This window comes from Mycobacterium sp. URHD0025 (assembly GCF_000426065.1).
Taxonomy (GTDB): Bacteria; Actinomycetota; Actinomycetes; order Mycobacteriales; family Mycobacteriaceae; genus Mycobacterium.
Map to the genome: position 1 here is coordinate 229159 of NZ_AUEQ01000008.1, position 24537 is coordinate 253695.

24 protein-coding genes are annotated in these 24537 nt (G+C 67.0%); 13 read left to right on the top strand and 11 right to left on the bottom strand.

Annotated features, from left to right (window positions below; all coding sequences use genetic code 11):
* The first annotated feature begins 5 nt into the window (after window positions 1-5).
* Both H977_RS0111395 and H977_RS0111400 read left to right on the top strand, forming a co-directional pair.
* Window positions 6-962 carry a GlxA family transcriptional regulator gene (locus tag H977_RS0111395; protein WP_029107985.1) on the top strand — a complete coding sequence of 319 codons (957 nt, stop codon included), beginning with the start codon at window positions 6-8 and terminating at the stop codon, window positions 960-962.
* A gap of 31 nt (window positions 963-993) precedes the next feature.
* On the top strand, window positions 994-1515 hold the full coding sequence (locus H977_RS0111400) for a gamma carbonic anhydrase family protein (protein WP_029107986.1): 522 nt from the start codon (window positions 994-996) through the stop codon (window positions 1513-1515).
* Here the strand turns inward: H977_RS0111400 and H977_RS0111405 are convergent.
* Window positions 1487-2524 (bottom strand): aldo/keto reductase, encoded by a 1038-nt coding sequence (locus tag H977_RS0111405; protein WP_029107987.1) that lies wholly within the window; start codon window positions 2522-2524, stop codon window positions 1487-1489. The genes H977_RS0111400 and H977_RS0111405 overlap by 29 nt on opposite strands.
* 78 nt (window positions 2525-2602) lie before the next feature.
* Here H977_RS0111405 and H977_RS0111410 point away from each other — a divergent pair, with 78 nt between their 5' ends.
* A complete protein-coding gene (locus H977_RS0111410; protein ID WP_051288797.1) occupies window positions 2603-3190 on the top strand; it encodes a TetR/AcrR family transcriptional regulator in 588 nt (195 codons plus the stop codon).
* Here the strand turns inward: H977_RS0111410 and tet(V) are convergent.
* Complete coding sequence (gene tet(V) / locus H977_RS0111415; protein WP_155946614.1) at window positions 3187-4467, bottom strand: tetracycline efflux MFS transporter Tet(V); 1281 nt, start codon at window positions 4465-4467, stop codon at window positions 3187-3189. The two genes, H977_RS0111410 and tet(V), sit on opposite strands and share 4 nt — an antisense overlap.
* A gap of 122 nt (window positions 4468-4589) precedes the next feature.
* A complete protein-coding gene (locus tag H977_RS0111420; RefSeq protein WP_029107990.1) occupies window positions 4590-5393 on the bottom strand; it encodes an enoyl-CoA hydratase in 804 nt (267 codons plus the stop codon).
* Window positions 5394-5526: 133 nt separating this feature from the next.
* On the opposite strand from H977_RS0111420, the gene H977_RS0111425 reads away from it, so the two are divergent.
* The 3 genes from H977_RS0111425 (at window position 5527) to H977_RS0111435 (ending at window position 8594) form a co-directional block, all read left to right on the top strand.
* Window positions 5527-6618, top strand: coding sequence for a CaiB/BaiF CoA transferase family protein (locus tag H977_RS0111425; RefSeq protein WP_029107991.1), 1092 nt, complete (start codon window positions 5527-5529; stop codon window positions 6616-6618).
* A gap of 64 nt (window positions 6619-6682) precedes the next feature.
* Complete coding sequence (locus H977_RS0111430) at window positions 6683-7444, top strand: 3-hydroxyacyl-CoA dehydrogenase (protein ID WP_029107992.1); 762 nt, start codon at window positions 6683-6685, stop codon at window positions 7442-7444.
* Between the two features lie 136 nt (window positions 7445-7580).
* Entirely contained in the window at window positions 7581-8594 is a 1014-nt protein-coding gene (locus H977_RS0111435) for an NAD(P)H-dependent flavin oxidoreductase (protein WP_029107993.1), read from the top strand.
* A gap of 79 nt (window positions 8595-8673) precedes the next feature.
* Here the strand turns inward: H977_RS0111435 and H977_RS36050 are convergent, their stop codons facing one another.
* Both H977_RS36050 and H977_RS0111445 read right to left on the bottom strand, forming a co-directional pair.
* The gene (locus H977_RS36050; protein ID WP_003882239.1) at window positions 8674-8805 is read right to left on the bottom strand and encodes a hypothetical protein; all 132 of its coding nucleotides are present in this window, start codon (window positions 8803-8805) and stop codon (window positions 8674-8676) included.
* Window positions 8806-8915: 110 nt separating this feature from the next.
* The gene (locus tag H977_RS0111445; protein WP_029107994.1) at window positions 8916-9452 is read right to left on the bottom strand and encodes a DoxX family protein; all 537 of its coding nucleotides are present in this window, start codon (window positions 9450-9452) and stop codon (window positions 8916-8918) included.
* Window positions 9453-9618: 166 nt separating this feature from the next.
* Between H977_RS0111445 and H977_RS32955 the strand changes: the two genes are divergently transcribed.
* From H977_RS32955 to H977_RS0111460, 3 genes are read left to right on the top strand one after another with little or no spacing between them, the layout of a single operon-like run.
* On the top strand, window positions 9619-11952 hold the full coding sequence (locus H977_RS32955; protein WP_036475720.1) for an MMPL family transporter: 2334 nt from the start codon (window positions 9619-9621) through the stop codon (window positions 11950-11952).
* 4 nt (window positions 11953-11956) lie between these two features.
* Window positions 11957-12658 (top strand): TetR/AcrR family transcriptional regulator, encoded by a 702-nt coding sequence (locus H977_RS0111455; protein WP_029107995.1) that lies wholly within the window; start codon window positions 11957-11959, stop codon window positions 12656-12658.
* On the top strand, window positions 12655-13290 hold the full coding sequence (locus H977_RS0111460) for a class I SAM-dependent methyltransferase (RefSeq protein ID WP_029107996.1): 636 nt from the start codon (window positions 12655-12657) through the stop codon (window positions 13288-13290). The genes H977_RS0111455 and H977_RS0111460 overlap by 4 nt, the downstream gene beginning before the upstream one ends.
* On the opposite strand, the gene H977_RS0111465 is transcribed toward H977_RS0111460, so the two are convergent.
* The gene (locus H977_RS0111465) at window positions 13277-14002 is read right to left on the bottom strand and encodes an NAD-dependent deacylase (protein ID WP_029107997.1); all 726 of its coding nucleotides are present in this window, start codon (window positions 14000-14002) and stop codon (window positions 13277-13279) included. The genes H977_RS0111460 and H977_RS0111465 overlap by 14 nt on opposite strands.
* 36 nt (window positions 14003-14038) lie before the next feature.
* Here H977_RS0111465 and H977_RS0111470 point away from each other — a divergent pair, with 36 nt between their 5' ends.
* Window positions 14039-14404: an Rv1152 family transcriptional regulator gene (locus H977_RS0111470; RefSeq protein ID WP_029107998.1), complete on the top strand. Its 366-nt coding sequence runs from the start codon at window positions 14039-14041 to the stop codon at window positions 14402-14404.
* A 15-nt stretch (window positions 14405-14419) separates the two neighbouring features.
* Here H977_RS0111470 and H977_RS0111475 read toward each other — a convergent pair whose 3' ends face one another.
* Window positions 14420-15649 carry an Rv1453 family transcriptional regulator gene (locus H977_RS0111475; protein ID WP_029107999.1) on the bottom strand — a complete coding sequence of 410 codons (1230 nt, stop codon included), beginning with the start codon at window positions 15647-15649 and terminating at the stop codon, window positions 14420-14422.
* Between the two features lie 101 nt (window positions 15650-15750).
* On the opposite strand from H977_RS0111475, the gene H977_RS32960 reads away from it, so the two are divergent.
* Window positions 15751-17247: a flavin-containing monooxygenase gene (locus H977_RS32960; protein ID WP_036475723.1), complete on the top strand. Its 1497-nt coding sequence runs from the start codon at window positions 15751-15753 to the stop codon at window positions 17245-17247.
* A 47-nt stretch (window positions 17248-17294) separates the two neighbouring features.
* Window positions 17295-20450 (top strand): bifunctional cytochrome P450/NADPH--P450 reductase, encoded by a 3156-nt coding sequence (locus tag H977_RS0111485; RefSeq protein ID WP_029108000.1) that lies wholly within the window; start codon window positions 17295-17297, stop codon window positions 20448-20450.
* Window positions 20451-20463: 13 nt separating this feature from the next.
* On the opposite strand, the gene H977_RS0111490 is transcribed toward H977_RS0111485, so the two are convergent.
* The gene (locus H977_RS0111490) at window positions 20464-21297 is read right to left on the bottom strand and encodes a class I SAM-dependent methyltransferase (protein ID WP_029108001.1); all 834 of its coding nucleotides are present in this window, start codon (window positions 21295-21297) and stop codon (window positions 20464-20466) included.
* Between the two features lie 70 nt (window positions 21298-21367).
* On the opposite strand from H977_RS0111490, the gene otnI reads away from it, so the two are divergent.
* Window positions 21368-22153, top strand: coding sequence for a 2-oxo-tetronate isomerase (otnI, locus tag H977_RS0111495; protein ID WP_029108002.1), 786 nt, complete (start codon window positions 21368-21370; stop codon window positions 22151-22153).
* A 4-nt stretch (window positions 22154-22157) separates the two neighbouring features.
* On the opposite strand, the gene H977_RS0111500 is transcribed toward otnI, so the two are convergent.
* From H977_RS0111500 to H977_RS0111510, 3 genes are read right to left on the bottom strand one after another with little or no spacing between them, the layout of a single operon-like run.
* Window positions 22158-22673 (bottom strand): DUF1697 domain-containing protein, encoded by a 516-nt coding sequence (locus H977_RS0111500; protein WP_029108003.1) that lies wholly within the window; start codon window positions 22671-22673, stop codon window positions 22158-22160.
* A 16-nt stretch (window positions 22674-22689) separates the two neighbouring features.
* Window positions 22690-23658, bottom strand: a complete 969-nt coding sequence (locus H977_RS0111505; RefSeq protein ID WP_029108004.1) for an alpha/beta hydrolase family protein — start codon at window positions 23656-23658, stop codon at window positions 22690-22692.
* A 20-nt stretch (window positions 23659-23678) separates the two neighbouring features.
* Window positions 23679-24509 (bottom strand): class I SAM-dependent methyltransferase, encoded by an 831-nt coding sequence (locus H977_RS0111510; RefSeq protein WP_029108005.1) that lies wholly within the window; start codon window positions 24507-24509, stop codon window positions 23679-23681.
* Window positions 24510-24537: the final 28 nt, after the last annotated feature.

The following is a 24537-nucleotide window of genomic DNA, read 5'->3' on the forward strand; positions in this document are numbered from 1 at the left end:
GCGTCGTGCACCGCGTCGTCGTCCTGCTGCTGGAGCCCGTGGTCGGCTTCGATGCCACCATCGCGCCGCTGCTGTTCTCCAACGCCACCGACAGCGACGGGAATTCGCTCTACGACGTCGTGACGTGCGGGCTCACCACCGACCCGGTGCCGTCCACGACCGGGTTCGCGATGGTGCCCGCCGCAGGAGCCGAGGCGCTGGAATCGGCCGACACCGTGGTGATTCCGGGCACCAGGTACGCGCCGGCGCGGACCGACGGTGTGCTGGGCGCCGACGTGAGCAAGGCCCTGGCGCGCATTCGCCCCGGCACGCGGCTGGTGTCGATCTGCACCGGGGCTTTCGTGCTGGCTGCCGCTGGTCTGCTGGACGGCCGCCCGGCCACCACGCATTGGCGGTTCGCGGCGGATATGCGCCGGCTGCATCCCGGCGTTCACCTCGATGAGGAAATCCTGTTCGTCGACGACGGCGACGTCCTGACCTCGGCGGGCCTGGCCGCAGGAATCGACTTGTGCCTACACATCATTCGTTCCGACCACGGTGCCCGGGTGGCCAACGCGGTGGCCCGTTACTGCGTGGTGCCGCCGTGGCGGGAGGGCGGACAGGCCCAGTTCATCGACCACGGGTTCACGGTCACCGATCAGGCCTCGACCGCGGCCACCCGCGACTGGGTACTGGGGCACCTCGACGAGGAACTCACCGTGACGCGGCTGGCCGTGCACGCCCACATGAGCGCCCGCACGTTCAACCGTCGCTTCCGTGAGGAGACCGGACAGGCTCCGGGCGCCTGGATCCGCAGCCGCAGGCTGGACCTGGCCCGCGAACTGCTGGAATCCGGGGACCTGCCGGTCGACGAGGTGGCCAGGCGTTCGGGTCTGGGCACCGCCGGCAACCTGCGTCACCATCTGCGGCGCGGGCTCGGGATGTCCCCGTCGAGCTACCGCAAGGTGTACCAGGGCGCGTGAGCAGGCCGGTCGGCTGTCTACCATGACCGGCATGCCAGAGCCGCTGATCGTGTCCGTCGCCGGTCATACCCCGCAGATCGACCCGGATGCCTGGGTTGCCCCCAATGCCAGTGTGATCGGCCAGGTTTCGCTGGCCGCCGGTGCCAGTGTCTGGTACGGCGCCACGCTGCGCGCCGAATTCGAGCCCATCGAGGTCGGTGAGGGCAGCAACATCCAGGACGGGGTGACCGTCCACGTCGACCCGGGTTTCCCGTGCCGGATCGCCGCCGGGGTGACGGTGGGACACAACGTGGTGCTGCACGGCTGCACCGTTGAGCAGGACAGCCTGGTCGGGATGGGCGCAGTGGTGCTCAACGGTGCGGTGATCGGCGCCGGGTCACTGGTCGCCGCCGGTGCCGTGGTGCCCCAGGGCATGGTGGTGCCGCCGCGTTCGCTGGTCGCCGGTGTGCCCGCCAAGGTGCGCCGCGAGCTCAGCGACGACGAGGTCGGCCACAACGAGATCAACGCCAAGGCTTACACGCATCTCACCGGATTGCACCGAGAGGCGGATTGAGCCGGGCGAACCCGTCCTGGCGGAAGTACGGGAAGTAGGGATACGGCGCCTCCCGGGTGCTTGCGGCGTCCAGCCGCGCGATCTGGTCGGCGTCCAGTGCCCACCCGACCGCACCGAGGTTGTCGCGTAATTGCCGTTCGTCGCGGGCCCCGATGATGACCGACGAGACCGTCGGCCTGCGCAGCAGCCAGTTGAGTGCGACCTGTGGCACGGTTCTGCCGGTTTCCGCGGCGATCGCGTCGAGTGCGTCGACGACACCGTAGAGGAATTCGTCGTCGACCGGCGGCCCTGCGTTCGCGGTGGCGTGCAGCCGGCTGCGCTCGGGCAGCGGCCGGCCGCGGCGGATCTTCCCGGTCAGTCGGCCCCAGCCCAGAGGGCTCCATACCAGTGCGCCGACTCCTTCGGCCATCGCCAACGGCATGAGCTCCCATTCGTAATCGCGGCCGATCAGTGAGTAGTACACCTGGTGCGCGATATACCTTGGGCGATCGTGCTTTTCGGCGAGGCTCAGGGACTTCGTCAGCTGCCATCCGGAGAAGTTCGACACTCCGGTGTAGCGCACTTTGCCTTGCTCGACGAGGGTGTCGAGCGCTTGCAGGACTTCCTCGATCGGTGTGAACGCGTCGTACGCATGCAACTGGAACAGGTCGATCCGGTCGGTCTGCAGGCGTGTCAGCGCGGAATCGACGGCCCGCAACAGCCGCGCCCGCGATGTGCCCCAGTCGTCGGGGCCGGTCGGCAGCGCGGCCTTCGTGGAGATCAGCACGCTGTCGCGGCGCCCGCGCAGAGCCGCGCCGAGCACCTCTTCCGAGGCGCCGTCGGAGTACGCGTCGGCGGTGTCGAACAAATTGATGCCGGCCTCCAGGGCCAGATCGACCATTGCCCGCGCCTGGTCGACCCCGGTATCACCCCAGGCGCCGAAGAACTCTCCCGAGCCACCGAAAGTCGCTGCGCCGAAGCTCAGCTCGGAGACCATGAGGTCAGAGTCGCCCACTCTGCGATATTCCATTGCCACTCCTTAACGGGATTGTCTTCCTGATAAGGAACGTGGCGCTAACGAGACAATATTCCCATTAAGATGAGCCGCATGGCAGCCGAACGACCGGGCGGGCGCACCGCCGCGGTGCGCGAAGCGGTGTTGCGCGCGACAGCCGACCTACTCATCGAGGAGGGGTTGGCTGGTCTGGAACTGACGGCTGTGGCCGAACGGGCGGCCGTCGGCAAGTCGACGGTGTACCGGCGGTGGGGCTCGGTCCCGGCCTTGGTGGCAGACCTCTTGGCCGACATGGCCGAACAGTCGGTGCGCCGGGCCGACACCGGATCACTGCGTGGTGATCTCCGGGCCAATGCGACCCTGGTGCGTCGCACCCTCAACGATGCGCGCCAAGGCAGGCTGTTCAAGGCCGCTATCGCGGCGGCGACCTCCGACCGACACACCGCGGCCGCGTTGCAGCTGTTCTACGACCGGCGAATCCTGGAGTGGGCCGGATGTGTGACCGATGCGGTGGAGCGGGGCGAAGCGCCGGCCGGAACCGATGCCGCTGCGGTCATCCGGCAGGTCTCCGCCCCGCTCTACTACCAATTCCTCACCAGCACGCGCACTCTCACGGTCGCCGACGCGCATCGTGCGGTCGATGCCGCGATCGCGGCCGTCGTTGCCGGGGTGTTCGCCTAGCGCAGTGGATGTGCCAGCTCGTCGCGCGGCATCCGCGCCGCCGCCACCGCCACCGCGGCCAGCACGGCAGGCAGCAGCCCCGCCACCAGGAAGATGGACTCCATCGAGACCACCTTCGACAGCGGGCCGACGATCGCGAACGACAGCGGCATGAACGCCAGCGACACGAAGAAGTCGAGGCTCGAGACCCGACCCAGCATCTCCGTTGGCACCCGGCGCTGCAGCAGCGTTCCCCAGATCACCATTCCGGCACCGTCGGTGACGCCGACGCAGAACGTGGCCGCGGCCATCAACGGGAACGACGATGTGACGCCGACGATCACCAGCGGCACCGATCCCAGGCCCCACATCGCCATCATGGTGGTCAGATAGCGCCTCGGCATCCGGCGTGAGGACACCGTCAATGCCCCCAGCGCGCTGCCGAATCCGAAGAACGCCAGGATGAATCCGTACGCGCGGGCGCCGTCGGCGAACCGGTCCTGGGCGATGAACGGCAGCAGTACCTCGATCGGCCCGAGGACGACGAGCACGAACATGCTGGCGAACAACAGCGTCCACAGCAGCCACGGCGTGCGGACCATGAATGCGAAACCTTCACGCAGATCACGCAATACGTGCGGCTGATCTCGATCATCGGGTGCTGCAATCGAATCCACTGCCGGGCGGGTGGCGACCAGCAGGGCCAGGCCCAGGCCGAACAACACCGCCACCACCACGGCGCCCAGTGAAGGGAAGGTCGCGGCGATCACCATGCCTGCCACCGCGGGCCCGACAGAACGCTGGAAAACCGGACGCACCACGCCCTCAACACCATTGGCCGCCAACAATTGTTCGGGCGGCAGGATGCGCGGCAGCAGTGCGCTGTAGGCGGGGAAGAAGAACGCCGCGGCGATGCCGAGAATGCCCGACGCGACGGCCAGATGCCAGATCTTCAGCACGTCGAGCAGGCCCAGCACCGCGATGGTCGTGACCGCCACCAGATTGACGGTCTCGACCGCGATGATGATCGTGCGCTGGTTGATCCGGTCGGCCGTGATGCCGCCGACGAGAACGAACGCCACCAGCCCGGCGCCGAGGCAGGTGGCCACCAGCGACAGTGAGGCCGGATCGTTGTCGATCGCGATGACCTGCAAGGCCATCACCACCGACCACATGCCCTCGGCGAAGATCGACAATGTGACCGCGGCGATCAGCAGCCGGTATTCGCGGATGCGGAAGGGGGCGAGCACACGCCAGCCGCCGGTCTGACCAACCGGCGTCTGAATGTCGTGTTGCATGCTCACAACATTCGATGGTGCCCACCCGGAGTGGGTTGAGTCCAACGATTTTCGCCCGCGAGCAGACACAAAGCTGCCCATTTCGACGCGAGAAAGGGCAGTTTTGCGTCTGCTCGGAGGAGTCAGGACTGGGTGAACTCCGGGCGCCGGTTCTGCTGGAAGGCCTTGGTGCCCTCACGGAAGTCGTCGGACACCAGCAGCTGCAGCTGGCCCTTGCGCTCGCGGGCGAAGGCACCCTCGAGCTCGGTGAGCGTGGCCGCATTGACGGCCTGCTTGGTCTCGCGCAGCGCCACCGCCGGACCCGAGCGCAGCTTCGCGATGACCTTGTCCACCGCGGCGTCGAACTCGTCGACCGGGTACACGGCGCTGATCAGACCCCAGTCGTAGGCGTCGGCAGCGGTGAGGCGATCCGCCAGCAGCGCCAGTCGCATGGCCCGGATCCGGCCGATGTTCGCGGCGACCAGAGCCGAGGCGCCGCCGTCGGGCATCAACCCGATCTTGGTGAACGCCAACAGGAAGAAGGCTGCCTCCGAGGCCAGCACGACGTCGCACGCCAGGGCCAGTGACACCCCGACGCCGGCGGCGGGTCCCTGGACGACGGCCACGACCGGCTTCGGCAGCGCCACGATGGAGGCGACGGCGCGGTTCGCCGCGTCGAGCACGCCTTCGGCGTCGTGGCTCTTGGCGTTCTGGTCTTCCTCGCTGATGCCCGCGCCGGAGCTGAACCCGCGGCCCGCGCCGCCGAGGCGGACCACGCGTACGTCCGGGTCGGTGCCGGCGAGATCCATGGCGTCGGCGATCGCCACGAGCATGTCCTGGGTCAGGGAGTTCAGGCTGTCGGGCCGGTTCAGTGTCACCGAAAGCACGCCGCCCTCGAGGGACACGGTCAGGTCTTTGACGTCGGGGTATTCGCGGGTCACGGTCATCTATGCACCTTAAGTCTGACGGGCCGACGGCCGGTCCGGGCGGGGCCGGCTATGGCCATGCCGGTCGAGAAGGTTATACAAGTAAGCTATGTCACCGGTCAACCAAGGCCTAACACGCGAAGGGCGGAAGAGCATGGCAGGACCACTGCAAGGTTTGCGCGTTGTTGAGTTGGCCGGTATCGGCCCGGGTCCGCACGCGGCGATGATTCTCGGCGATCTGGGCGCCGACGTCGTGCGCATCGAGCGGCCGGGTCGTAGCGGGGGAGTGCCCGCCGGCGATCGGGATTCGATGCTGCGCAACCGTCGCTCGATGGCGGCAGACCTCAAGAGCGACGAGGGTCGCGAGCTGGTGCTCAATCTGATCTCGAAGGCCGACGTGCTGATCGAGGGCTACCGGCCCGGCGTCACCGAACGCCTGGGGCTGGGACCAGAAGATTGCGCCAAGGTCAACGAGCGCCTGATCTATGCCCGGATGACGGGGTGGGGTCAGGACGGGCCGCGGGCCCTGCAGGCCGGCCACGACATCAACTACATCTCCCTCAACGGCCTGCTGCACGCGGTCGGCCGCAAGGGTGAGCGGCCGGTCCCACCGCTGAACCTCGCCGGCGATTTCGGTGGCGGCTCGATGTTCCTGCTCGTCGGCATCCTCTCTGCGCTGTTCGAGCGGCAGACCTCCGGCAAGGGACAGGTGATCGACGCGGCCATGGTCGACGGCTCGTCCGTGCTGATGCAGATGATGTGGGGTTTCCGCGCCAACGGTCTGTGGTCCGACGAGCGCGGCACCAACATGCTCGACACCGGCGCCCCCTACTACGACACCTACGAGACCGCCGACGGCAAATACATGGCCATCGGTGCGATCGAGCCGCAGTTCTACGCCGAACTGCTCAAGGGCCTGGGACTCGACGGCGCCGACCTCCCGGCGCAGAACGACATGGGCCGCTGGCCCGAACTGCGCGAGGCCTTCACCAAGGCGTTCGCCGCGCACGACCGCGATCACTGGGCCAAGGTGTTCGCCGGTACCGACGCGTGTGCGACGCCGGTGTTGTCGTTCGCCGAGGTGCTCACCGAGCCGCACATCGCCGAGCGCGACACATTCTTCGATGACGAGGGGAACCTGCAGCCGATGCCGGCACCGCGGTTCTCGCGCAGCACCCCGGCGGTGCCGACCCCGCCGAGCCCGCGCGGCGCCGACACCGAATCGGTTCTGCGGGACTGGGTTTAGTTCACCGTTCAGTTCGGGCACATGAGTGGGTCGGCGCGACGCCGGCCGGAAAGGAATGCGGTAAATGGAGATCAAGGACGCGGTAGCCGTCGTCACCGGCGGTGCCTCCGGCCTGGGCCTGGCCACCACCAAGCGGCTGCTGGACGCGGGCGCTCAGGTGGTCGTGATCGACCTCAAGGGTGAGGAGGTCGTGGCCGAACTCGGTGATCGGGCCAAGTTCGTCGGCACGGATGTCACCGACGAGGCGGGAGTGTCCGAGGCGCTCGACGTCGCGGAATCGCTTGGCCCGGTGCGCATCAACGTCAACTGCGCCGGCATCGGCAATGCGATCAAGACCCTGAGCAAGAACGGTGCATTCCCGCTCGACGGGTTCCGCAAGGTGGTCGAGGTCAACCTGATCGGCACATTCAACGTGATCCGGCTGTCGGCCGAGCGCATCGCCAAGACCGAACCGATCGGTCCGAACGGCGAGGAGCGCGGCGTCATCATCAACACCGCCTCGGTGGCGGCGTTCGACGGGCAGATCGGCCAGGCCGCGTACTCGGCGTCCAAGGGCGGTGTGGTCGGCATGACCCTGCCGATCGCGCGTGACCTCTCGCGTGAGCTGATCCGGGTGTGCACCATCGCGCCGGGTCTGTTCAAGACGCCGCTGCTGGGCTCGCTGCCCGAAGAGGCGCAGAAGTCGCTGGGGCAGCAGGTGCCGCACCCGGCCCGGCTGGGCGATCCCGATGAGTACGGCGCCCTGGCCGTGCACATCGTCGAGAACCCGATGCTCAACGGCGAGGTGATCCGCCTCGATGGCGCAATCCGCATGGCTCCGCGATGAGCGCTTGCGCGAAGAGCCGAGTCAACAGATGAGCGCTTGCGCGAAGAGCCGAGTCAACAGATGAGCGCTTGCGCGAAGAGCCGAGTCAACAGATGAGCGCTTGCGCGAAGAGCAGAAAACACAGGAGAGAGTCCTAATGGCATTGAAGACGAAGTTCACCGAGACATTCGGGATCGAGCACCCCATCGTGCAGGGTGGCATGCAGTGGGTCGGCCGCGCCGAACTCGTTGCGGCCGTGGCGAATGCGGGTGCGCTGGGTTTCATCACCGCACTGACGCAGCCGACCCCGGCGGATCTGGCGAAGGAAATCGAGCGGTGTCGTGAGCTCACCGACAAGCCGTTCGGTGTGAACCTGACGATCCTGCCGACGATCAACCCGCCGCCCTATGACGAGTACCGCCAGGTGATCGTCGACTCGGGGATCAAGATCGTCGAGACCGCCGGCTCCAACCCGGCGCCGCACCTGCCGATGTTCCACGACAACGGCATCAAGGTGCTGCACAAGTGCACCTCGGTGCGCCACGCGGTCAAGGCGCAGAGCCTGGGTGTGGACGGCATCAGCATCGACGGGTTCGAGTGTGCCGGACATCCGGGTGAGGACGACATCCCGGGGCTCGTGTTGATCCCGGCGGCGGCGGCCAAGATCGAGATCCCGATGATCGCCTCGGGTGGTTTCGCCGACGCGCGCGGTTTGGTGGCCGCGCTGGCCCTGGGTGCCGACGGCATCAACATGGGCTCGCGGTTCATGTGCACGGCCGAATCAGCGATCCATCAGAAGGTCAAGGAAGCGATCGTGGCGGGCACGGAGCTCGACACCGAGCTGATCTTCCGCAGCCTGGGCAACACCGCGCGGGTCGCGAGCAACACCGTCTCGCGTGAGGTGGTGCAGATCCTCAAGGACGGCGGCCAGTTCGAGGACGTCAAGGATCTGGTGGCCGGCAAGCGCGGCGTGAAGGTTTACGAGATTGGCGACCTCGACGCGGGCATCTGGTCGGTCGGGACGTCGATGGGCCTGATCAATGACATTCCCACCTGCGGCGAACTCGTCTCGCGGATGGTGTCGGAGGCCGAGGAGCTGATCGGTGTGCGCCTGGCGAACATGATCGGCGCCGGCGAAGCCGAGTCGGAGAAAGAAGCAGTCCTCGCCTGAAGCGAGGACTGCGGCCCCGGAGGGGCAAAGTTACTGCGAAGTCAGTAGGAGAAACGCGCGCCGCGAGGCGCGCGTTTTCTCATACTGCGGTTGGCAGTTCTTGGAAGTCGTCAAACTGCTCGGAGGTTTCCCCCTCGACCAGGACATCGCCATGGTAGAGAGCCTCGAAGTCAACCTTGATGACATCGGCACTGGTGTCGTCGATCCACATGACACTGAGCGTATGGGTCACCATTAAGGAATCTTTGAGTCACGGTTCGGAAAATGGTGGCAATCCTACTTTTGGGTAGGTTTCTCGCGAGTAGCCCAGCCACGCGGGTCTCAGACGGCGGGTTTTGTGAAGTGGATCGGGTTGCTGCCGTTCAGGGCGATCCAGGTCACCACCGCGATGATGACGCCGACCACCAGCAGGCCGACCGCGGCCCGGGCCGGCACGCGGGAGCGCCCGAACACCCGCTCATCGACCGACATGGCACCGGCCCCGGTGAACAGGAGCGCCGCGGCGGCGAATGCTGCCAGGAACGGAACGTTGAACGGCTGCGACCAGAACGCGTCCATCGACACGTTGACGGCCCAGGCGTCCACCATCGCGCCGATCACCGCACACGCGGCCAGCGGAGTCAGGATGCCCAGCAGCAGGCCGATACCGCCGAGGGTCTCCGCCGCGGTCACCATGAACGCACCGAACGCGGGAAGCCGCCAGCCGCTGGATTCCATGAACCCCACGGTGGTGCTGAAGTCGAAAGCCTTGATCAGGCCGGCCTGCAGCATCGTTGCGCCGATGGCGAGGCGCAGGATGAGCAATCCGGTATCGGTCATGCGGGTGGTCGCGGTTTCGGCGACGGTGCTGGTTGTCATAACCAACTAGACCCTGCCAGGCCGCAGAACTCACCGCGGATGACACGACGTCGGATCCGGTGAACCGTTCGGTGCCCGGGGCCGTATGTAGAGCGAGACCTACGTTGACGCTGGAAACTTACCGCTGTTAACTTAACGGCGATACTCATCGGGGGAAGGACACCACGTGCTGCACCGAATCGCCCATCTGGCCATCGCCGCCCCGCGACGTGTGCTCGTGGTGGCGGCGCTGGCCATGGTGGCCGCGGGCATCTTCGGCATTCCGGTGGCCAAGAGCCTGTCGGCCGGCGGGTTCCAGGACCCGACTTCGGAATCGGCGCAGGCCACGCGGCTGCTCTCGGACAAGTTCGCCCGCGGGGACATGCAGTTGGTCATCAGCGTCATCGACGACTCGGCCGCCGGGGCCAATAGTCCCGCGGCCCGGGCCGTGGGTACCGACATCGCCGCCCAGCTCAAAGCGTCGCCGTACGTGACCGAGGTGAGCTCGACCTGGACGGTGCCCGCACCCGCGGCCGCAACGCTGATCAGTAAGGACGGCAAGACCGGGCTGATCCTGGCCGGAATCACCGGCGGCGAGAGCGGCGCGCAGAAACACGCCAAAGAGCTCACCGGCCAGCTGGTGCACGACCGTGACGGCGTGACCGTGCGGGGCGGCGGAGAGGCGATGATCTACGTCCAGATCAACGGCCAGAGCGAAAAAGACCTCTTGATGATGGAATCCATCGCGATTCCGCTGAGCTTCCTCGTGCTGGTGTGGGTGTTCGGCGGACTGCTCGCCGCCGCGCTACCGCTGGCGGTCGGCGGATTCGCGATCCTCGGATCGTTGGCTGTGCTGCGCGGGTTCACGATGGTCACCGACGTCTCGATATTCGCGCTCAACCTCACCGTCGCCATGGGGCTCGCGCTGGCCATCGATTACACCCTCTTGATCGTCAGCCGTTACCGCGACGAACTTGCCGACGGCATCGACCCGGACCGCGCGTTGGTACGCACCATGGTCACGGCCGGGCGCACGGTGCTGTTCTCGGCGTTGACCGTGGCGCTGTCGATGGTGGCGATGGTGCTGTTCCCGATGTACTTCCTCAAATCCTTCGCCTACGCCGGGATCGCGGTCGTGGGGCTGGCCGCGTTCGCAGCCATCGTGGTCGCCCCGGCCGCCATCGTGTTGCTGGGTGACCGGCTGGACGCATATGACGTGCGCCGGTTCATCCGGCGGATGCTCGGACGGCCCGAACCCGTGGCCAAGCCCGTAGAAGCGAGCTTCTGGTACCGGATGACCAAGCGCGTCATGCGTCGCTCGGTTCCGGTCGGACTCGGGGTCATCGCGCTGCTGCTGATGCTGGGCGCACCTTTCCTCGGCATCAAGTGGGGGTTCCCGGACGACCGCGTCCTGCCGTCTTCTGCATCGGCGCGTCAGGTCGGCGATGAGTTACGTAGCGATTTCGCCGTCGACTCCTCGACCGCCGTCACCGTGGTGCTTCCCGACGTGGCGGGGCTGCCGCCCGCCGAGATCGATCGCTACGCGAGTGATCTGTCGCGGGCCGCCGATGGGGCATCGGTGTCGGCACCCGGCGGCACCTTCGTCGACGGTCGCCGAGTCGGCCCGCCGGCCTCGGGAACCGGAATAGCCGACGGCAGTGCGTATCTGACGGTCGGAAGCAGCGTGCCGCTGTTCAGCGACGCCTCCGAGGCCCAGCTGGACGCACTGCACGCGGTGCCCGCACCGGCCGAGGTGCAGTTCACCGGCATCGCGCAGGTCAACCGCGACAGTTCGCAGGCGATCACCGCCCGCTTGCCGATGGTGCTCGGCATCATCGCCGCGATCACCTTCATACTGCTGTTCCTGCTCACCGGCAGCGTCGTACTTCCGCTGAAGGCGTTGGTGCTCAACGTTTTGTCGCTCTCTGCGGCCTTCGGTGCGCTGGTGTGGATCTTCCAGGACGGGCACCTGGGTGCGCTGGGAACGACATCGACGGGCACATTGGTGGCCAATCTGCCGGTCTTGCTGTTCTGCATCGCGTTCGGGCTGTCCATGGACTACGAGGTGTTCCTGGTCTCGCGCATCCGTGAGTACTGGCTGGCGTCCGGACAGACCCGGCCCGACAGCACCGAGATGTCCCCGCGGGCACGGAACGACGAGAGTGTGGCACTCGGCCTGGCCCGCACCGGCCGGGTGGTGACGGCCGCGGCGCTACTGATGTCGATCTCGTTCGCGGCGCTGATCGCCGCGCAGGTGGCCTTCATGCGGATGTTCGGCCTTGGACTGACCATCGCGGTCCTCGTCGACGCCACATTGGTGCGAATGTTGTTGGTACCGGCGTTCATGCACCTGATGGGGCAGTGGAACTGGTGGGCGCCCGCGCCGTTGGCCCGTCTGCACCGGCGGATCGGGATCAGCGAGTCGGCTCCCGCCGAACTCGATCCGGATGGGCCCGGCGACCTTCCGCCGGGCGGGGCCAAACGGGAACGGGCCCGTGCGGGCATGACGGACACCGGCTAGCGCCATGATCCAGCCTGGTAAGCGCCGACGCGCACCGCGTGGCTCCGGGGAGCTGCTGCGTGATCAGATCCTTGATGCCACAACCGAATTGCTGCTGGAAACCGGCCACGCCAAAGCTGTGTCGATCCGGTCGGTGGCTCAGCGGGTCGGGGTGACGCCCCCCTCGATCTATCTGCACTTCGCGGACAAGGACGCGCTGCTGGACGCGGTGTGCTCACGGTACTTCGAGAAGCTCGACGAGGAGATGCAGCGGGCGGCCGCAGATCACTCCTCCACCATCGAGGTGCTGCGTGCCCAGGGACACGCGTATGTGAACTTCGCCCGGCGCACGCCCGAGTTGTACCGGCTCGCGACGATGGGTGAGGGCAGGCCGGGAAGCGATGTCGACACCACACTCAACAGCTCGGCGTTCCAGCACATGCGCGCTGCCATGGAAGCGCTGATCGCCGAGGGTGTGTACCCGCCCGGTGACGCCACGACGATGGCGCTGGAACTCTGGACGGCGGCGCACGGCGTGGCGGCCATCCTGATCTCCAAACCGTATCTGCCATGGGGAGATGTCGAGGAGTTCGCCGACCGGGTGCTGCGGGCGGTCTGTACCGGCCAGATCGTCTCGGGGATCATCGGGACCGATCTCGAGCCCTTGGAGACCATCGCAAGGCTGAAGGGATTTGCCAGTGAATACGCCGACGGAGGAGCACCGTGACTGACAGGACTGTCGACAATCCGTTTTTCGCCCGGGTGTGGAAGACGTTGTCGAACTCGGAGCCCAAAGCGCTGCGTCGGCTGCGCGCCGAGAATCTCGCCGGGCTCAGCGGCCGGGTTCTGGAGATCGGTGCCGGCACCGGGACCAATTTCGCCTTCTATCCGTCGACGGTGACCGAGGTGATCGCCATCGAGCCCGAACGTCACCTGGCCGAGGTGGCTCGCAGTGCTGCGGCCAAGGCCCCGATCCCGGTGACAGTAACCAGTGACACGGCCGAGAAGTTCAGCAGCGCAGAACCGTTCGACGCGGTGGTCTGCTCGTTGGTGCTGTGCTCCATCGATCAGCCGGACACTGTTCTGTCCCAGCTGTTCTCATTGGTCCGGCCGGGCGGGGAGCTGCGTTATCTGGAGCATGTCGCGGGCAGCGGGTGGCGGGCCGGGATGCAGCGCGTGGCTGATGCCACGGTGTGGCCGCGGCTGTTCGGCAACTGCCACACCCATCGGCACACCGAGCAGACCATCGCGAGTAGCGGATTCGAGGTCGCCGTGGCTCACCGGGAATTGGCGATGCCTGCCTGGGTGCCGCTGCCGGTGACGGAGTTCGCCATCGGCCGCGCCGTCAAGCCTGCTTAGTGCCCAGCAGCGTAGGCAATCGCTGCAGCAGATTCGGCAAGGAACCGGCCGCGGTCTCGCGCAGTGAGATGGTCGCGCTGTCGGACAGTGGGGTGCGCTCGGGATTGACCTCGACCACCACGGTGCCCGCGGCGACGGCCGCTTCGGCCAGACCTGCCGCGGGATACACCACGGAACTGGTGCCCACCACGATCACCACGTCGGCATTGCCCACCGCCTGTACCGACGGTTGCCAGGCGTCGTCGGGCAGCGGCTCGCCGAACCACACGACGCTCGGCCGGATCAGGCCGCCGCACGGGCACACCGGGGGTTCGATGGTCTCCACCGGTTCCGGCATCGCCGGAAGGACGCCTTCGAACCTCGAACCGCAAGCATCGCAACGGAACTCGAATAAGTTGCCGTGCAGGTGGTAGACGTTGGTGCTCCCGGCGCGCTCGTGCAGGTTGTCGACGTTCTGGGTGATGACGTGTACGTCGGCGAAGTCCTGCCACGCCGCGACAGCCCGATGTCCGTCGTTGGGTTGCACGTCGGCCATCATGTAATGGCGCCACAGATACCAGGCCCAGACCTTCTCGGGATGCCGCTGCCAGCCTTCGACGCTGGAAATTTCATAGGGGTCCACCTGCGCCCACAGACCCGTCTCCACGTCGCGGAACGTTGGCACACCGCTTTCGGCCGAGATTCCGGCACCGCTGAGGACAGTCACTCGCACATCACCAACGTAGTCGGTTTGGGTGATACTGGGCGTGTGGGTGAGTTGGGGGATTGGGTGCTGGTTGACCCGAGCGCGGATAAGCCGTTGTTCGATCAACTCAGGATCCAGATCATCGATGGAATAAGGCAGGGGCGGCTCATGCCGGGCACCCGGCTGCCAACTGTGCGCGAACTGGCCGGCAAGGTCGGGCTCGCGGTGAATACCGTGGCCAGGGCATATCGCGAGCTGGAGTCGGCGGGGGTCGTGGAGACCCGCGGGCGGTACGGGACATTCGTCGCACGAGCGGATCCGGCCGACGCCGCGATGGCCGCGGCCGCGCACTCGTTCGCCGAGGCCGCCCGTGCACTGGGGATCGGCAAGACCGATGCCATGCGCTATCTGGACACGGCATTCGACTGATCGGCTCAGCCCGAGTCAACCGGTCCGGTTGCCCCGCCAGCGCAGCACATCCAGGGCGACGGCGACCGCGACACTGTTGTCGGAGAGCGGGCGCGGCAGGAGTTCGTCGGCGCGGGCCAGGCGGCGCAGCAGGGTATTGCGGTGCAGGTACAGCCGCGCGGCGGCGCGCGACGCGTTGCACTGCTCGTCGACGAATACCCGCACCGTCTCCTGTAATTCGGTGTCGGCGGGCTCGAAGGCGCCGAGGTTGTGGCTGACGAATTCGGCGGCGCGATCCGGTTCGGAGGTGATCAGTGCGACCAGTTCGACGTCGCCGAACCGTGCGATCTGTTGCGTGGAGTGCAGCCGGGCCATCATCTGCTGGGTGGTGATCGCGTCGAAATGGCTGCGCCGGAAGCCATCCAGGCCGTCGGCGACGGGGCCGACGGCGATCCGGACGCCGGGTGCCGATGCGGTGGCGCGGATCAGGGCCGCAAAGCCCTCCTCGACATCGGGGGTGCCTGCTGCCCACACCCATCTGGTGGCGGTGCTGGCCAGCACGCTCAACGGACGCGGGTCACCGCAGGTTTGGCCGAATGCCTCGGCGACCCGATCCAGTCCAGACAGGTCTGTGTCGGAGTCCTCACTCCAGATCACCGCAGCCGTATGGGTGCCGGTCAGCGCATGACCCAGCCGCGCCTCGGCCCGTTGCCTGGGAATCGGGGCACCCTCGAGCAGGAGCGCGACGGTCTCGCGCCGCTCGGCGTGGGTGCCGCGGGTCAGGTCGTCGCGTTCAAGGTCGATCTGGGCGGCGATCCCGGCCAGCGTGGCGTCGACGAACGCGCTGATGGACTGCGAGCACACGTCCAGCATCTCGTGCAGCTCGGCGGGGTCGGAGGTCAGCTCGAAGGCGATCTCCATGAGGCGACGCCACGCCACGCCCTCGCCGACCCGGTAGGCGTCGAGGGGAAACTCGTTGACACCGCGACGCACCAGCTCCCGTGCGATGCTCAACGGCTCCGGTCCGGTGTTCGGTGGCACCGGGGCACCCGGATCGCGCACGTTCGCCGTGCCCCAGAAGAAGAGGTTGGCGTGGTTGCTGCGGACCACCGCCGCCGCGAGCTCAGGGTCGGACGCGACGGTCGGACTGGCGGCCAGGACCGCGGAGTCGAATTCCTCGAGCCAGTCCTGGCGGGGATTGAGCACGATCTGGGCACATTGCCGGATCAGGTCCTGTACCCGTTGCGACGGTGGCTGCCACACCATCGCTCCAGCGTAGAGCGGTGGTGCAAAGTGCACCACAAGACGGCGAATGTCTGGCACTTTCGACCTTGGGTAAGGGAGCCCGCGGCCGCAACCATTGAGGCATGACCCAGACCGAACACGTCGACGTACTCATCATCGGCGCCGGCATCTCCGGCATCGGTGCCGCCTACTACCTCCAGCGCGAACATCCGGGGCGCAGCTACGCGATCCTGGAGGCCCGCGGAGCCACCGGCGGCACCTGGGATCTCTTCCGTTACCCGGGAATCCGGTCGGACTCCGACCTCCACACCTTCGGCTACGAGTTCAAGCCGTGGCGCGACGAACACGCCATCGCCTCTGCGGACAAGATCCTGGCCTACCTGCGCGAGACGGTCTCGGAGAACGGCATCGACCGCCACATCCGGTTCCACCACAAGGTGCTGAGCGCGGCCTGGGACTCGGTCCGGGCCTCCTGGACCGTGGACATCGAGCGTGCGGACACCGGTGAACTCGTCCAGGTCTCGGCGAGCTGGCTGTTCTGCGGCGGCGGGTACTACCGCTACGACCAGGGATACACCCCGCACTTCGACGGCGCCGACCGCTTCGCCGGGCGCATCGTCCACCCGCAGCAGTGGCCCGAGGACCTCGATTACGCGGGCAAGAAGGTCGTCGTGATCGGCAGCGGTGCCACCGCGGTCACGCTTGTCCCCGCGATGGCGGGCACGGCGGCCCACGTCACCATGCTGCAGCGCTCGCCGACCTATGTGATGCCAGTGCCGGCCAAGGACTCCTTCGCCAATACCGCGAAGCGGTTGCTCGGTGACGAGCGCGGTTACGCGCTGACGCGGCGCAAGAACATTCTCAAGCAGCGCGCGGTCTACACGTTGTGCCAGAAGTACCCGAAGGCTGCCCGTGCCGTGATCCGGTGGATCAACGCCGCCAAACTGCCCGACGGCTATCCGGTGGACGAGCACTTCAGCCCCCACTACAACCCGTGGGATCAGCGGCTGTGCGCAGTGCCCGACGGTGACCTGTTCACCGCGCTCGGCGACGGCGGCGCGTCGGTGGTCACCGACCGCATCGCCACGTTCACCGAGAACGGCATCCTGCTGGAGTCTGGCCGCGAACTGGACGCCGACATCATCGTCACCGCAACGGGATTGAACATCCAGCTGTTCGGCGGGATGAGTCTGTCGGTAGACGGCGAGCCGGTTAACCTCGCTGACACGGTGGCGTACAAGGGCATCATGCTCTCGGGCGTTCCGAACTTCGCGTTTGCCTTCGGCTACACCAACTCGTCGTGGACGCTCAAGGTCGGGCTGCTCTGCGAGCACTTCTGCCGACTGCTGAAGCACATGGACGACAACGGCTTTGACTCCGTGCGACCCGAATTCTCCGGTGGTCAGACCCGCCCGCTGCTGGACTTCGCCGCGGGGTACGTGCAGCGTTCGATCGACGACATTCCGCGCCAGGGAGTCGACGGACCGTGGCAGATGACGATGAACTACACGGTTGACGCACAGACGCTGCGTAAAGGACCTGTCGACGGTTCGGCTCTGCGGTTCGGCTCCCGTCGTCCGGCCGACGATGCCGCCCGGGCGCCTCAGCTCGTTCTCTGAGGCTGATTCGCAGGGACAGCTCGTGGTGCGTGGCTAAGCTCGCGCCCATGGAGACGTTCTCACCGGCGCTACCACCGGACATCGACGATGTGCCATCGGCGGTCGGCGTGACCCTGCCGCCGGGCCCGGTTGCCGGACGTCCCTACGCGCTCCCCGCCGACGTGCTCGCCGAACAGTACGGGCCCTTGTTCTACGCCGACTTCACCGGCAGTAGACGGCTCTATGCGTGCTCCCTGTCGCTCGTCGACGAACTGTGCGACGAGACGCGATTCGCCAAGGGCATCACGGTGCGGTTGGACCGATTCCGAACCCTGGTCGGCAACGGGCTTTTCACGTCATATCCCGGCGAGGATGGTTGGCAGCAGGCCCATGACGTCCTGATGCCCGGGTTCAGCTTCAGTGGGTTGCGCAGCTACCACCCGGCCATGCTCGACATCAACCGCCAGATGGTCGCGTTGTGGGACGAGACCGCCGGAGCGGTCGGGCCGCGGTTGGTTGATGTCGCGGGGGACCTCGCGAAGCTGGCCATGGACACCGTGGGCCTGGCCGGATTCGGGGCGCGCTTCAACTCGTATCACCACGACGGGCTGGCAGATATCCCCGCCAGCTTCGCAGCGGCGCTAGATCAGATTCTGGCCCCCGGTGGTGGCGACCGCACAGTCTTCGCTGCCGAACGCGACAACCTGTTCGCCTTCATCGACGAATTGATCGCCGGCCACCGCGCGGGCGAGGCCGAGTTGGACGATCTGCTCGCCCTGATGCTCGAACCTGCCGCCGACGGTGCCCCGCGGCTTGATCACGACAGCGTCCGCAACCAGATCCTGACGTTCCTGATCGCCGGGCAGGACACCACCTCGACCCTGATGCCGACCGCGTTGTACAGCATCGTCAAGGACCCCGCGGTGCTGCACCAGGCTTGCCTCGAGGTGGATGGATTGTTCGGGACGGACGACGACCACGTGCCCGCGTTCGACGAGATCGGCAAGCTCACCTACATCCGGCAGATCGTCGACGAGACGTTGCGGCTGTCCCCGCCGGTCCGGGAATTCGACCGGATGGCATTGGCGGACACCGTCATCGGCGGCCGGTATCCGGTGCGCAAGGGTGAGGTCGTCACGGTGCCGACCTCGGCGCTGCACCGGCAGCCCGAGTGGGGGGACAACGTCGAGTTGTTCGACCCGGCCCGGTTCGGCGCCGAGCGGGCCGCCGGGCGTCCGGTCAACCTGTTCAAGCCTTTCGGCACCGGTGCCCGGTCCTGTATCGGCCGTCAGTTCGCCTTGCACGAGGCGACCATGGCGCTGGCCACCCTGGTGCACCGGTATAGGTTCCTGGACGTCGAGCACTACCAGTTGCGCACTCACAGCGATCTCCTGCGAAAGCCCGTCGGATTCCACCTGCAATTGGTGCGGCGAACACCGCAGGACCGCCGGCACGCCGCAGGCCCCGCTGCGGAATCGTCGACGCCGAGGCCGCGCGCAGTCGCCGCGCCCGGTGCGAAAGTGACCGTGCTGCACGGCTCCAACCTCGGCAACTGCCGATCGCTGGCGCAGCAGCTGGCCGACGAGGCCACCGACCTGGGTTACCAGACGACCGTGGCCGCCCTCGACACCGCAGCGGGGGCACTGCCCAACGACGGGGCGCTGGTGGTGATCGCCGCGTCCTACAACGGGCAACCCACCGACGATGCGCGGCGTTTCGTCGAGTGGCTGGACGATCCGGGGACGCAGGCGCAACCGGCCGTCTCCTACGCCATACTCGGTGTCGGTGACCGGAACTGGGCCGAGACCTACCAGACCATCCCGAAACGCATCGATCAGCGTCTCTTGGAACTGGTTGGCCCACCGGTGATTCCGCGTGGTGAGGCCGACACGTCGGGAGACTTCGCTGGGACGGTCGAAGACTTCTCGGCAGCCCTGTGGGACGCCCTCGCGCCCGCCGACGGTACGCGGGCTCCCGCCGATACCACCGACGGCGAACTCTTGTACGCACTGCGCGCCATCGACGGGCCCGTGACATCGGCGATCGATGCGCGTTTCGAGGTGCAGCCGGCAACCGTGCTCGACAATGTGGCATTGGTCGACGACCGTGACATGGGAAATGCCAAGCGGCTGATTCGGATAGCACTTCCCGACGACCTCGAATACCAGACCGGCGATCACCTGACGGTCCTGCCCGACAACAGCCCCGAGGTCGTGGAGGAGGTCGCCGAATTGCTGGAGCTGCGGCTCGACCGCCGGATCTCGGTCAATCCGCGGCGCACCACGCGCCGGGCCATCGCGATCGACCGCGAAGTCAGCGTCCGTGAACTGCTCACCCATTTCATCGAACTCCGTAAGCCCGCCAGCCGAAGTCAGCTGTTGCGGTTGGCGGCGGCCAACCCGTGTCCTCCTGAACGGGCGGCACTGACCGAACTCGCCGAACATCCCGAAGCCCGTGCGCTCAGCGTCACCGAATGCCTGGCCGAGTTCGCCGCCACCGAACTGTCGCGGGCCGAACTGCTGGAGTTGTTCGAGCCGATGGCGCCCCGGCATTACTCCATCGCCTCCTCGGCCCGCCAGATCCCGCGTGAGGCCGAACTGGTGGTCAGCGTGCTCGAGGGGCCTGCACGTTCGGGATACGGCGTCTTCCGCGGGGTGTCATCCAGCTACCTCGCCGATGCGGTGCCAGGACAACAGATTCGGATGCGCGTCGATACCGCGCGCCGTGCGTTTCGCGCCGGAGCCGAGCCCGCGAAGAACGTCATCCTCGTCGGCGCCGGAACCGGGGTCGCCCCGTTCCGGGGATTCATCGGAGACCGGCTGGCGGCGCAGGCCGCGCGCGAGCCTTACACATCGGCATTGTGTTTCTTCGGGGTACGCCATCCTGACGTCGACTACCTGTTCCGCGACGAATTCGAGGCGGCCGAACGCGCGGGCGTGGTGCGGATGCGCCCGGCCTTCTCGCGGCGGCCCGAAGACGAGATCCGGTATGTGCAGGACCGCATCGTCGCCGATGCCGACGAGGTTTGGGTGATGCTGGGCGACCCGGACATGGACGCCCACGTGTACGTATGCGGCGACGGAGCCCGGATGGCTCCCGCGGTGCGCGGTGCCTTCCGCGACATCTACCGCCGTCACACCGGGACAGACGAAGACGCCGCCGCGAACTGGCTTGCGGATCTGGTGGGTTCCGATCGCTATGTCGAGGACGTGTGGGCCCAGTAGGGGCTCGCAGGCTCTACCCGAACTCCAGCAGTCCCACCAATGGGCGCACAGGGTCGAAGATCGGCAGGTGCTGCGCCTGCAGCAGGGTGTTGAAGATCCTGCCGCGTCCGGACGGCATCGGCAGATCGCGCACGGTCCGCACCCCGGGAACGGTGTTGACCAGATCGGCAAGCTGCGCGGGCGTCAGGCTGAACGGCATCGGCGGCACCCGGTAGCGCCGTGAGGTGGGCATGCCTCTGCGGGTGAGGAAGGCGAAGAACGCCGGCGGCAGGTCGAACAACATCTGTCCACCCGGAAAGCGTTGGGCGCAGGCGCGGATCAGCGACATGGCCTCCTCGGGCTGCAGGTACATCAGCAGACCCTCGGCGGTGATGAAGACGCCGGCGCCTGCGTCGACATGGTCCATCCAGCTGAAGTCCAAAGCCGACTGGGGGCATTGGGTGACGCGGTCCGGTTTCGGCAGCAGCTGGTTGCGGAGCTCGATCATCGGCTCCAGATCGACTGACAGCCAACGGAACTGATGTCCCAGCCCGGCGGCATCGAGCCGGTAGAAGCTGGTCTGCAGGCCCTCGGCGAGCGCGACCACCGTGGCCCCCGGATGCTCGCGAAGGTAATTACCGGTCATCCGGTCGAACAGCAGCGATCGCAGGGCCATGTCCTGACGGCGGGTGTAGCCGAACTTGGCGAAGTCGAAATCGATCGAGTCGACCAGTTGCACCGCCATCGGATCGTCGATCAGGCCGTCCGGCCGTCGCGCTTCGTGCGCGCGCACCTGAAGCGTCATCAGTGCGGTCTCGGAAACGCCGGTGAGCGCGCTGCCGCTCACCTTGTCTGAGCTACCCGTCATGGCGCGAATGTACCTGCGTTCGGCAAGGATGGCGTCAAGCGCTGATCAGCTCAGGTGTAAGGAGTCTGCCGTGCCACGCTTTGCGGCCAACCTCTCCATGATGTACGTCGAGCACGCCTTTCCTGACCGGTTCGCCGCCGCGGCGGCCGACGGGTTCACGGCGGTGGAGTACCTCTTCCCGTATGCGTACCCGGCCGAGCAACTGCGGGGCCTGCTCGATGCCAACGGACTGCGGCAGGTCCTGTTCAACGCCCCACCGGGAGATTTCGAGTCCGGGGAACGCGGCACCGCCTCACTTCCCGGACGCGAGGCCGAGTTCCGTGCCGGGTTCCAGCGTGCGCTGGGTTATGCGGAGATCCTGGACTGCCCGCGCGTGCACGTGATGGCCGGTGTCGTTCCGGCCGGCGCACGCCGCGAGGACTGCCTGACGGTGTACCGAGCCAACCTCGCCTGGGCTGCCGAGCGGGCCGGGAGCCGTGGCGTCGATGTGATGATCGAGCCCATCAATCAGCGGGACATGCCCGGCTATCTGCTGAGCCTGCAGGACGAGGCGCACCGGATCGTCGACGAGGTCGCTGCGCCGAATCTCAAGGTGCAGCTGGACCTCTATCACTGTCAGATCACCGAAGGCGACGTCACGGTCCGGCTGAGATCCGACATTCCGACCGGCCGGGTCGGTCATCTGCAAATCGCCGGCGTTCCCGATCGGCACGAGCCCGACAGCGGCGAATTGGCGATCGACTACCTGCTGGCGGTCATCGACGCGACAGGCTTCGACGGCTGGGTCGGCTGCGAATATCGCCCGGCCGCGGGCACCAGTGACGGACTGGGGTGGATGCTAAGGGCGTGCCGCTGACCCCTCAGCGCAACAGCTTGTCCAACGTGCGCAGGTTGCGTGTTGTGGTCGAGGACTTGTAGCGCTTCTTGCCCATGGTCTTGCCGATCGTGCTGTCCAGCGTGGCGGCGCGACGCACCTGCCAGTAGAGCACCCCGTCACCGCGCTGCACCTTTTCCCCGTGGCCCGGGGTCAGCGCCGCCAGCTCGTCGAGCAACTCGGCGTCGCTGACGAACGTGACATACGAATGGTGGTCGGGGACTTCACGCTCGAACGGGTATCCCTGCGAGATCTTCTGCAGCGTGGCCAGGTCGTAAACCAGCACCCAGGCCTCGTAGCCGAAGGCGTCGCGTAGCGCGCGCTCGGCCGCAGTGCGGACCTTCGCGGCAGTGGAAGTGCTGTCCAACAAGACATTTCCGCTCGCGAGGACGGTGCGGACTTCACTGAAGCCGGCCGCTTCCATGGCGGCGGCCACCTCGGCCATCTTGAGGTTGACGCCTCCGACGTTGACGCCGCGCAGGAGCGCGATGTAGCGGGTCACGGCATCAGCCTAAACGTCACTTCACCGGCAACTGGTCCAGTTCGGCGTCGGAGGTGGCGGTGATGAGGCGCAGTACCCGCCTGAAGCCGGGGGAGCGCGTCGAGACGATCGACGTGTGGTTCTCGCCGGGGAGCAGCTCGACGGCGGCCCGGCCGCCGCGCTTCTTCAGTGCGGCGACATAGCGCTGCGAATTGGCCGGCGCCACAACGGTATCGAGCGTGCCGTGGACCGCGATGACGGGCACCCTCGGGTCGAGGTTCTGGATCGGGTCCACCGAGGCGTACCGCTGCGGCACCTGGGCGGGGCGGCCGCCGAGCACCGCGACGATGTGACTGTCGCCGTGGTTGGCGGCGTACACCATGTCGAGCGGACCGGCCAGTGAGATGACCTTGGTCGGACGGAACAGCGGCCGGGATCCGACCTCGTCACCGTGCAGGTCGTGGCGGGTGCTGGCCCAGACCGCCAACTGAGCGCCCGCACTGTGGCCCACCACGAGCGCATCGTCGATGGCCAGCTGTGGGTACTGCAGGTTCACCTGGGCGACGTAGTCCATGGCGCGGGCCACATCGTCGAAAGTGGTCGGCCAGCCGCCGCCCGAGCCGATCCGGCGGTACTCGATGTTGTAGACGGCCATGCCGCGCCGGGTCAGCTCCCGGGCCAGGCCGTCGAACACTCCGGCACCCATAGTGCTCTTCCAGCCGCCACCGTGGATGAGCACGACCAGCGGAACCGAATTGAACGCATGCGCGCCGGCGGGCAGGTACAGATCGGCCCAGTTCTGGTCGGGGTACCGATCCTTGGGCAGGCCTTCGGGCAGGTAGTGGAACCGGGTGACGCTCATCTTGGGCTCGCTGAGGACCTCGGGCACCACCTCGATCTGAGCGGTCCGCGTTTCCGCCGGGGTCTTCGTCGCGCACGAGGGAGTGACCCCGGCGATGAGCATCGCGACGAAAACCGTCAGCAGGCGGCGCTTGAGCAGTGGCATGTCGTTACAGAGCCGGCCGGTCAGAAGTCCAGCACCGTGATGGACGGGCGGTTGCGGCGGATCAGGCCGATCCGGTCCGGCCACGGCTGGGCCGCCAGCTTGAACAGGCCGCGCCCGGCAGGCATCGCCACATCGCGGGCCGACCGCACCCCGGCGACGGCGCCTGGTCCCGTTCCCGCCATGGCCAGGCCCTCGTCGGGGGTGAGGGCAAACGGCATCGGTGGCGCAATGTAGCGGTTGGACAGGTGCAGACCCTTCAAAGTACGTCGGCTCGCCCACGGCGGAATCGAGTCGAATATCATCCGGCCGCCGGGGAAGCGGGCCGCGCAGTCGGCGATCAGGCTACGCACATCCTCGGGCTCCAGGTACATCAACAGGCCCTCGGCGGTGATGAACACTCCGTCTCCGGCGTCCACCCGGTCCATCCAGCTGCGGTCGAGGGCCGACTGAGCCAGCGCCACGATCCGGTCATCATCGGGCAGCAGGCGATCGCGGATCGCCATCACGGGCGGTAGATCCACGGAATACCACGTCAATTCATCGGCCACGCCGGCCTGATCGAGCCGCCAGAAACTGGTCTGCAGTCCCTCGGCGAGCGCCACCACAGCGGCCTTCGGATGCGACGAGAGGTAGTCGCGGGTCTCGATGTCGAACGTGCGGCCCCGCAGGGCATGGGCTTGCATGGGCCTGCCGAACTTGCCGTAGTCGAAGTCGATCGCGTCGAGCAGCGCCACCGCCCACGGGTCGCGGATCACGCCGTCGGAACGCCTGGCCTCCCTGGCGCGGTTGCTCAGGGTCCACAACGTCGTCGCCGAGACGCCTTCGAGGGTGTTGCCGTCAATCACACTCATCGAACCGATGGTAAAGACGTACGCTCGT